11 protein-coding genes are annotated in these 9,737 nt (G+C 45.8%); all 11 read left to right on the top strand.

The genetic code is table 11. The features are described from left to right. Nucleotides 1-2,293 (top strand): S8 family serine peptidase (locus ACI35L_RS11035; protein ID WP_439802902.1); only part of this gene is annotated, 2,293 nt, incomplete at its 5' end. A 207-nt stretch (nt 2,294-2,500) separates the two neighbouring features. Further along, nucleotides 2,501-2,728, top strand: a complete 228-nt coding sequence (locus ACI35L_RS11030) for an AtpZ/AtpI family protein (protein WP_049669312.1) — start codon at nt 2,501-2,503, stop codon at nt 2,726-2,728. Further along, complete coding sequence (locus ACI35L_RS11025) at nt 2,729-3,109, top strand: ATP synthase subunit I (protein ID WP_049669313.1); 381 nt, start codon at nt 2,729-2,731, stop codon at nt 3,107-3,109. Nucleotides 3,110-3,116: 7 nt separating this feature from the next. After that, nucleotides 3,117-3,827: a F0F1 ATP synthase subunit A gene (gene atpB / locus ACI35L_RS11020; RefSeq protein ID WP_439802901.1), complete on the top strand. Its 711-nt coding sequence runs from the start codon at nt 3,117-3,119 to the stop codon at nt 3,825-3,827. A 54-nt stretch (nt 3,828-3,881) separates the two neighbouring features. Beyond that, a complete protein-coding gene (gene atpE, locus ACI35L_RS11015; RefSeq protein ID WP_104848543.1) occupies nt 3,882-4,100 on the top strand; it encodes a F0F1 ATP synthase subunit C in 219 nt (72 codons plus the stop codon). A gap of 131 nt (nt 4,101-4,231) precedes the next feature. Beyond that, nucleotides 4,232-4,759 carry a F0F1 ATP synthase subunit B gene (gene atpF / locus ACI35L_RS11010; RefSeq protein ID WP_049669315.1) on the top strand — a complete coding sequence of 176 codons (528 nt, stop codon included), beginning with the start codon at nt 4,232-4,234 and terminating at the stop codon, nt 4,757-4,759. Beyond that, a complete protein-coding gene (locus ACI35L_RS11005; protein WP_439802900.1) occupies nt 4,756-5,292 on the top strand; it encodes a F0F1 ATP synthase subunit delta in 537 nt (178 codons plus the stop codon). Before atpF ends, ACI35L_RS11005 begins: the two co-directional genes overlap by 4 nt. 24 nt (nt 5,293-5,316) lie before the next feature. Further along, nucleotides 5,317-6,825, top strand: a complete 1,509-nt coding sequence (gene atpA, locus ACI35L_RS11000; RefSeq protein WP_439802899.1) for a F0F1 ATP synthase subunit alpha — start codon at nt 5,317-5,319, stop codon at nt 6,823-6,825. A gap of 35 nt (nt 6,826-6,860) precedes the next feature. Further along, nucleotides 6,861-7,718, top strand: a complete 858-nt coding sequence (locus ACI35L_RS10995; RefSeq protein ID WP_439802898.1) for a F0F1 ATP synthase subunit gamma — start codon at nt 6,861-6,863, stop codon at nt 7,716-7,718. Between the two features lie 63 nt (nt 7,719-7,781). After that, nucleotides 7,782-9,203: a F0F1 ATP synthase subunit beta gene (atpD, locus tag ACI35L_RS10990; protein WP_049669319.1), complete on the top strand. Its 1,422-nt coding sequence runs from the start codon at nt 7,782-7,784 to the stop codon at nt 9,201-9,203. A 30-nt stretch (nt 9,204-9,233) separates the two neighbouring features. Next, complete coding sequence (locus tag ACI35L_RS10985; protein ID WP_049669320.1) at nt 9,234-9,641, top strand: F0F1 ATP synthase subunit epsilon; 408 nt, start codon at nt 9,234-9,236, stop codon at nt 9,639-9,641. Nucleotides 9,642-9,737 lie beyond the last annotated feature (96 nt).

Below are 9,737 nucleotides of genomic sequence, written 5' to 3'. Positions count from 1 at the left end.
AAGTGATTTTTATCCTAGTCTCCTTCTAAAAAACACCCGCGCATTTATCTTCCCATCCTTCATGTATAACCATCACTCGTTAAACCATCATAAAGGCAAGGATGTGATGGATATGAAATATAGAAGTAATTACAGGTTCCTGGTCATTGGATTCTTTGCAACAATCCTTGTCTTTCCTATAGCTGTACCAGCTGTCGGCAGTGCCTCTGATAATCCGGTTATTATTGAAGTGAATGAAGAGTTGCCGGTAGAGGAGGCGATTCAGTCGCTTACCCGCAAGTATCCGTCCATAATACCGCGCTGCCAATATTCTGCTGTTTTTCGTGGGTTCTCTGCGGTTGTTCCGCCTGCATTGATCCGTGAGCTTGAACAAGAGGAGGAGGTATGGTCCATTCATAAGACGGAAAGCCTTCAAACCACTATTCAGAAAGCTCCGGCATCATCTACTCGTCTAAAGCCGTCCTTTGGCACACAGAAGTTCACGGGCAAAGGAGTGAAGGTAGGGGTGATTGATACAGGTGTGGATTATACGCATCCAGATCTGAAGAAGAATTATAAGGGCGGGTATGATGTGGTCGACGAGGATGACGACCCGATGGAGACAATGGGGAGTCCGAAATGGGCAACGATTCATGGGACGCATGTGTCAGGCATCATTGCGGGCAACGGTCGCATGAAAGGAGTGGCCCCGGATGCGGATCTTTATGTATACCGTGCTTTAGGGCCCGGGGGGAGAGGGACGACTGACCAAGTCATTGCTGCCATTGAGCGTGCCGTGAAGGATGGGATGGATATTATCAATCTTTCACTTGGTGATACGGTCAATGGACCAGACCTGCCGACATCCGTTGCCTTGGATGAGGCGGTGAAAAAAGGTGTGACAGCTGTCGTGGCGAACGGAAATGACGGACCAGGTGTGTGGACAATTGGATCGCCTGGCACAAGCGGGCGTGCCATTAGTGTTGGCGCCAGTTCTGAGGCAGCGCGCACGCAAACCATCAGTCTTGGAGCTGGCAAGGATATGAAGATCTCACCGGTTGCCGGGGCTGCGCCATGGGAGTTCTCTCATTCCATGCGGATTGTGAATGGAGGGAATGGAGCCAATCTTTCGAAGGAACAACTCGATGGCAAGCTTGTACTTGTCCAAAGAGGGGAGATTACGTTTAAGGAAAAAGTAAAGCGGGCGATTCGTTCTCGTGCCGCAGGTGTTCTTATTTTTAATAATGAAATAGGGGAGCTCAGTGCTTCAATTGGAATGACGTCTGAGATTCCGGTTGCGACGATGACAAAGAAGGATGGAGAACGAATTCTTCAGGCACTAAAGTCAGGTAAGCCGGTGGCTGTTCAAATGAAAGAGCATGTGGAGGAGAGAAAGCTTGCTTCCTTCAGCTCGCGCGGGCCGGTCATCGATAATCTCGGCATTAAGCCGGATGTGATTGCACCTGGTGTCCAGATTGACAGTACGGTTCCGGGAGGGAAGTATCTTGCCCTGCAGGGGACGAGCATGGCTGCGCCATTTGTGGCAGGTGTCTGTGCATTGATGAAGGAGGCGCATCCAGATTGGACACCGCAGGAGATAAAGTCTGCTTTAATGACAACGGCATCACCGCTTAAACAGTATCATACATTTGAGCAGGGAGCAGGAAGAGTCAACCCTCAGAAAGCCGTCAAAGAAGAAACGCTTCTTTCGCCATCCTCGCTCACATTTGGTTTGATGGAAAATGGCTCATCAGTAAAGAAGACGATCATTATTCATAATAAGAGTAAAAGGAAGAAGCGGTATGCCTTTTCAATCCCGCCGAAGGAGCGATTTATATCCTGGAGGCTGCCTCGCATGTTCTCCCTTGGGCCTGGAGAGAAAAAAGTTACTGATATTACCCTCGAACTTAATGATTGGATGGATAAGGTTGCCCTAAAAGATGGATACTTAAAAATGTACGAGGATGGAGAAGAGATTCAGATTCCCTATCTATTCGCCATGAAGGAGCCGAATTATCCAATTGGCCGCGGTCTCGAGGCGGAATATGCGAAAGATACAAAGGTGATTGAGGTAAACATCTATTTGCCCTTTGGCGCAGATGAAGTGGAATATTCCTTGTACGAGTATGACTCCTTGCTGTTTGTGGATCAGATAGGAGTATATAAAGGGGTAAAGAAAGGACTTTTCAAGCGAAAGATCAAGATAGACAAGGATTATCCGTCAAATTTTTACGAAATTGTGACAAAACTAAAAAAAGATGACAAAGAATTGGTAATCAAAGTCCCTATTTACATTGGGGATAAGGTACAATAGAAAGTATGTCAATGAAACCACTACTTTTCAATTTTCTTCAAGTTTAGGGAATGAGTTTTGTTCCCGTCTCAATTGACAATAATATTCCCCTATTGTATTCTAACATGGGGCATAATTGGTAGGGTTTTCAAATTGACATCTCCGTATGGCTGTTTTATACGAATGTCCAGTGCAATCTGCCTAATACATACGCCCTTGGGAGATAGGATGCAGCAGAAGAAAAATCAGTCCGCTTTCCGCGCGATGGGTCTCTATTCTGCCGTCTTGTCACAATTGACCGGCCCCGTGCTGATAGGGATATTTGGCGGTAGATGGCTTGATGATCGTTATCAAATGGAACCTCTTTTTTTAATCCTTTGTCTCCTGGTTGGGCTTTCGGTCGGCATTTATGCTGCCGTACGTACAATCAACAACTACTTTGATGGAGAATCCTAAATGCTAGAAATCCACTTTGTATTTAAACGATATTTGAAGCATACGCTTACCCTTCTCTCTATTTATTGTATCCTTTGGGGTTTTACGCCATTTAAGGCTGAAAGTTTAGGGTTAATCCTCGGCAGCGTCATTGGTATTTATAATATATGGCTGCTATCAAGAAAGACCAATCAATTGGGTGAAGCCATTCTTCAAGGAAGAGGCGTGAAATCACTCGGAACCATCTCAAGGATGGCTGCCGCTGTACTGGCTGTTGCCATTGCAATGGAGTTTCCGGAACTATTCAATATTTATTTTGTGATATTGGGATTAATGGCAGGTTATCTTGTCGTTATAATAGATTTACTAATCCATAACACTTGGCGGGGGGAAAAGAGGTGAATATAGATTGAATCATGGAGCACCAACAGCAGAACTTTTTGGTCTTACCTTTAACCTTGGTAATGTTCTGATGATTACTGTGGCGAGTGTCATTGTCTTTCTCATTGCTGTCCTGGCCACCCGGAAATTGGCAGTGAAGCCTACCGGAATGCAGAACTTCATGGAGTGGGTAATCGACTTCGTAAGAAACATCATTAACAGCAACATGGACTGGAACACAGGCGGGCGTTTCCTAATTCTTGGGACGACCTTAATCATGTACATATTCGTATCGAATATGCTCGGCTTGCCGTTCTCAGTAACCTATAATGGAGATCTGTGGTGGAAATCACCGACAGCTGATCCAGTTGTCGCCCTAACGCTCGCTGTCATGATTGTCGTATTAACCAACTTCTACGGCATCAAGATGCGCGGACTGAAAGGTTACGGCAAAAACTTTGTAGCACCAATGCCATTCTTATTTCCCTTAAAGATTATTGAGGAATTCGCGAACACCCTTACATTGGGCTTGCGTCTATTCGGTAATATTTATGCGGGTGAAATCTTGCTCAGCCTATTGGCAGGGTCATTAGCAACAAATTTCTGGAGCAGCGCATTAGCGTTAGCACCAACAATCATTTGGCAAGGCTTCAGTGTGTTCATTGGAGCAATCCAAGCGTTTATCTTTACGATGTTAACGATGGTTTACATGGCCCATAAAGTCAGTGAAGACCATTAATAATATAAACAAATCCAAAATACTAGTTATACAATTTAAAGGAGGAACTTCATAATGAGTTTGGGAGTTATCGCAGCAGCAATCGCAATCGGTTTAGCCGCTCTTGGAGCAGGTATTGGTAATGGTATGATCGTATCTCGTACAGTAGAGGGTATTGCACGTCAACCTGAAGCACGTGGTATGCTTCAAACAACAATGTTCATCGGGGTAGCACTAGTTGAGGCGATTCCGATCATCGCGGTAGTTATCGCGTTCATGGTATTGAACAGATAATTGACAAAATTGATGGCGGAGAATCTTAAGTCAGGTATCTTCGCCATTCCTTTATGCCTTTGTAAAATCAGCCATTCGTTAAATGGCTCTACTATATGCTTGTAAAGACTTCTGAAGGGAGTGAAATAGGGGTGTTATTTAATAATTTGGTACTCGGAGCAGCAGCATCGCATGATGGATTGAATACAGGTGATATCCTTTTCCAATTGCTTGCATTCATCATCTTGATGCTTTTATTGAAGAAATTCGCATTCGGCCCGCTTATGGGAATCATGAAAGAACGTGAAGCCCACGTTGCGAATGAAATCGAAACGGCAGAGAAAAGCCGTGCGGAAGCAGCTGCTTTGCTTGAAGAACAACGTACAATGCTGAAGGAAGCACGCCAGGAATCATTAGCGATCATTGAAGAAGCTAAGAAGCATGGCGAAACTCAGCGTGAAGAAATCATGGCACTAGCACGCCAGGAAGCTGAACGTGTGAAAGAATCAGCGACCCGCGAAATCGAACAGCAAAAAGAAAAAGCTGTTGCTGCCCTTCGTGAACAAGTTGCATCCTTGTCTGTCCTAATTGCGTCTAAAGTGATTGAAAAAGAACTTAGTGCAAAAGACCAGGAAAAATTGATCAATGAATACATTCAAGAGGCAGGAGAAGAGCGATGAGTCAAACACTTGCAGCGAAACGCTATGCAAATGCTCTTTTCCAAATTGCTAAGGAAGAAAACCAAATCGACCGCTTGGAAACGGAAATCAGAACGGTTAAAGACGTTTTTGAAACGAATGGCCGCTTTATCGAGTTCCTTGAACATCCAAAGGTCTCTATGGAAAACAAGAAACAAGCGATTGCAGAAGCTTTCGCAACTGCTTCTCCTTCCATCCAAAACCTGTTGATGCTTCTTGTAGAACGACACAGGGAAACAATCGTGCCAGACCTTGCGGATGAATTCATCTTGCTGGTGAATGAGCATACAGGAATCGTTGACGCGAAAGTGTACTCTGTAAAACCGTTATCCAACGCGGAGCAAGAAGGCATTTCGAAGGTTTTTGCCCGTAAAATTGGAAAACAAGCATTGCGCATTGAAAATATCGTAGACAGCAATCTTTTAGGCGGCATCAAAATCCGCATCGGAAACCGTATTTTTGATGGTACGGTCCAAGGGAAACTCGATCGCTTAGAGCGCAGTCTGCTCGGTTAATATTAGAAGTTAGGGGTGAAATTCATGAGCATCAGAGCTGAAGAAATCAGCGCGCTGATTAAGAAACAAATTGAAGGCTATCAATCTGAGATAGAAGTGAGCGAAGTCGGCACGGTTATTACAGTCGGAGACGGAATCGCGCGTGTTCATGGATTGGACAACGCCATGTCCGGAGAGCTTCTCGAGTTCTCTAACGGTGTAGTAGGTATGGCGCAAAACTTGGAAGAGAATAACGTAGGTGTTATCATCCTCGGTCCTTTCCGCGACATTAAAGAAGGTGACACAGTTCGCCGCACAGGACGCATCATGGAGGTACCGGTGGGTGAAGCGCTTATTGGCCGCGTTGTAAACTCCCTCGGACAACCGCTTGATGGCATGGGTCCAATCGCGACAACTGATACACTTCCAATCGAAAACAACGCACCAGGCGTTATGGACCGTAAATCTGTTCATGAGCCGCTTCAAACTGGTATCAAGGCGATTGATGCCCTTGTTCCAATCGGACGCGGACAACGTGAATTGATCATCGGAGACCGTCAAACTGGTAAAACATCCGTAGCAGTAGATACAATCCTTAACCAAAAGGATGAAAACATGATTTGTATCTATGTTGCCATCGGTCAAAAAGAATCAACGGTTCGTGGAACAGTTGAAACATTCCGTAAGTATGGTGCACTTGATTACACAATCGTTGTATCTGCATCTGCTTCTCAGCCGGCACCGCTATTATACTTAGCTCCTTACTCCGGCGTAACAATGGGTGAGTATTTCATGCGCCAAGGCAAGCACGTTCTTGTCGTGTACGATGATCTATCCAAGCAAGCTGCGGCTTACCGTGAGCTTTCCTTGCTCCTTCGTCGTCCTCCAGGCCGTGAAGCCTTCCCAGGTGACGTATTCTACTTGCACTCCCGCTTGCTCGAGCGTGCAGCTAAATTGAATGATACATTAGGTGCTGGTTCCATCACAGCATTACCGTTCGTTGAAACACAAGCAGGCGATATCTCTGCTTACATCCCAACAAACGTTATCTCCATCACGGATGGACAAATCTTCTTGCAATCTGACTTATTCTTCTCCGGCGTACGCCCTGCCATCAACGCAGGTCTTTCCGTATCCCGTGTAGGTGGATCCGCTCAAATTAAAGCAATGAAGAGCGTTGCCGGTACCCTTCGTTTGGACTTGGCATCCTACCGTGAGCTTGAAGCCTTTGCCCAATTCGGATCTGACTTGGATAAAGCAACACAAGCGAAATTGAACCGTGGTGCACGTACGGTTGAGGTATTGAAACAAGACCTTCACAAACCGCTTCGTGTAGAACAGCAAGTATTAATCCTATACTGCTTGACTCGCGGATTCTTAGACGATATTCCACTCGCTGATATCAGACGCTTCGAAGCAGAAATCATCGAATGGACTGGCCGCAACCATAAAGAACTTTATGACCATATCCGTTCTACTGGCAAACTTCCAGAAGAACAAGATATGAACGCAGCCATTACTGAATTCAAAAAACAATTTGTTGTATCGGAATAACAGGATAGGCATTAATAGAAGGATGGTGAGAATGAATGGCATCATTACGTGATATAGATGCGCGTATAAAATCAACAAAGAAAACGAGCCAAATCACAAAAGCCATGCAAATGGTCTCCGCCTCCAAATTGAATCGTGCCGAAACAAACGCGAAAGCTTTTGTACCGTACATGGAGAAAATCCAAGAGGTCGTATCAAGCATCGCGAACGGAAGCAAGGATGCATCTCATCCGATGCTCGTCGCGCGTCCTGTGAAAAGAACTGGTTACGTAGTTATCACTTCCGATCGCGGATTGGCTGGACCATATAACAGCAGTGTCTTAAGAAAGGTTTATCAGACAATCAGTGAGCGCCATAAGTCCCCGGATGAGTACGGCATTATCGTACTTGGGCGTATGGGCAGTGAATTCTTCCGCATGCGCGGAATGAACGTCATCCAAGAGCTTACAGGGATTTCTGATCAGCCAACTTTTGATGACATTAAAGAAATTACATCCAGTACGGTGAAATTATTCGCAGATGAAACAGTGGATGAAATCTATATGTATTACAACCACTTTATCAGTGCTATTTCCCAAGAGGTAACGGAAAAGAAATTGTTGCCTCTTGGAAGTGTTGATTCAGATTCAGCCTCAACGCTTTACGAGTTTGAACCGAACCAAGAAGAAATTCTTAAAGTGTTGCTCCCACAATATGCGGAAAGCCTCATCTATGGCGCGCTATTGGACGGGAAGGCCAGCGAGCACGCATCCCGTATGACAGCGATGAAGAGTGCGACAGATAACGCATCTGATCTTATCGCCTCACTCACGCTCACATACAACCGTGCCCGTCAAGCAGCGATCACACAAGAGATCACCGAGATTGTCGGCGGAGCTGCCGCACTCGAATAGATAAATGGATGAACAATAGATTGAAGCACTCACTCGGCATTAGAGTAAATAGGAGGGAATGGAATGAACATAGGACGCGTTACTCAAGTCATGGGTCCGGTTGTCGACGTTCGTTTTGAAAACGGCAAACTGCCTGCGATCTATAACGCTCTGAAGATTAATGTTTCCAAAGGAGCTCCAGCTGATGAAGCGGAATACCTTACTTTGGAAGTTGCTCTTCACTTAGGCGATGATACAGTTCGTACAATTGCGATGGCTTCCACAGACGGATTGGTCCGTAACGCGGAAGTAATCGACACAGGAGCACCAATTTCTGTACCAGTTGGAGACGTAACACTTGGTCGCGTATTCAACGTATTGGGAGAGAAAATTGACCTTGATCCTGCATTAGAAGGGGATTATCAAAAGGACCCTATCCACAGGGAAGCTCCTAAATTTGAAGAATTATCTACTGAAGTTGAGATCCTTGAAACAGGGATCAAAGTAGTAGACTTGCTTGCTCCTTACATCAAGGGCGGTAAGATTGGATTGTTCGGCGGTGCCGGTGTAGGTAAAACCGTTCTAATCCAAGAATTAATCAACAACATCGCTCAAGAGCACGGCGGTATTTCCGTATTCGCCGGTGTTGGTGAGCGTACACGTGAAGGTAATGACCTTTACCACGAAATGACAGACTCTGGCGTTATCAAGAAAACAGCGATGGTATTCGGACAAATGAACGAGCCGCCTGGAGCACGTATGCGTGTTGCCTTGACTGGTTTGACAATGGCTGAATACTTCCGTGATGTTCAAGGCCAGGACGTATTGTTCTTTATCGATAACATCTTCCGTTTCACACAAGCCGGTTCTGAAGTATCCGCCCTTCTTGGACGTATGCCTTCTGCCGTTGGTTACCAACCAACATTGGCGACTGAAATGGGTCAATTACAAGAGCGTATCACATCTACTAACGTAGGTTCTGTTACATCTATCCAAGCAATCTATGTACCAGCCGATGACTATACTGACCCGGCTCCGGCTACAACATTCGCCCACTTAGATGCAACAACAAACCTAGAGCGTAGATTATCCGAGATGGGTATCTACCCTGCGGTGGACCCGCTGGCTTCCACTTCTCGCGCCCTTTCTCCAGACATCGTCGGAGAAGAGCACTATGAAGTAGCTCGTGCCGTCCAATCAACGCTTCAACGTTACAGAGAATTGCAAGATATCATCGCCATCCTCGGTATGGATGAATTAGGTGAGGAAGATAAATTGACGGTTGCGCGTGCGCGTCGTATTCAAAACTTCCTATCTCAAAACTTCCACGTGGCAGAGCAATTCACTGGCCAAAAAGGTTCTTACGTGCCTGTTAAAGAAACTGTTAAAGGATTCAAAGAAATCCTTGACGGTAAGTACGACCACCTTCCTGAGGATGCATTCCGCCTAGTCGGCCGCATCGAAGACGTGGTTGAAAAAGCTAAGCAAATGGGCGTAGAGGCTTAAACCAAACGGATCCTATAGGAGGGCGCATATATGAGAACGATTAAAGTTTCTGTAGTTACTCCTGGCGGTCCTGTTTTGGAAGATGAAGTGGAAATGGTCAGCACAAAAGCAAAAACTGGGGAACTAGGTATTCTTGCCGGACATATTCCAATGGTCGCGCCGCTTGATATTGGCGCTGTCCGTTTGAAAAACGGCAACCATACCGAATGGGTTGCTGTATCCGGAGGCTTCGTCGAAGTTAACGGACAGGAAGTTACCATTCTAGCCCAGTCAGCTGAACGTGCAGAGAACATTGACATTGCTCGCGCCAAACAGGCCAAAGCGCGCGCAGAAAAACGTCTTGCAGACAGACAAGCTGCAATCGACGCACACCGCGCCGAAATGGCACTCAAGCGTGCTTTAAACCGTCTAGATATTGCTGAACAACAAAGACATTGATCTCTGATAAGAAACCCGCAGGATGAGCGATTGCTTATTCTGCGGGTTTTTGCTTTAGATGGGGAGAATTTTGTCATGGAGTGCGTGTGTCCATGT

The organism is Pradoshia sp. (genome assembly GCF_051873915.1).
Classification (GTDB): domain Bacteria; phylum Bacillota; class Bacilli; order Bacillales; family Pradoshiaceae; genus Pradoshia.
This window is presented reverse-complemented; position numbering and strand designations above follow the sequence as displayed.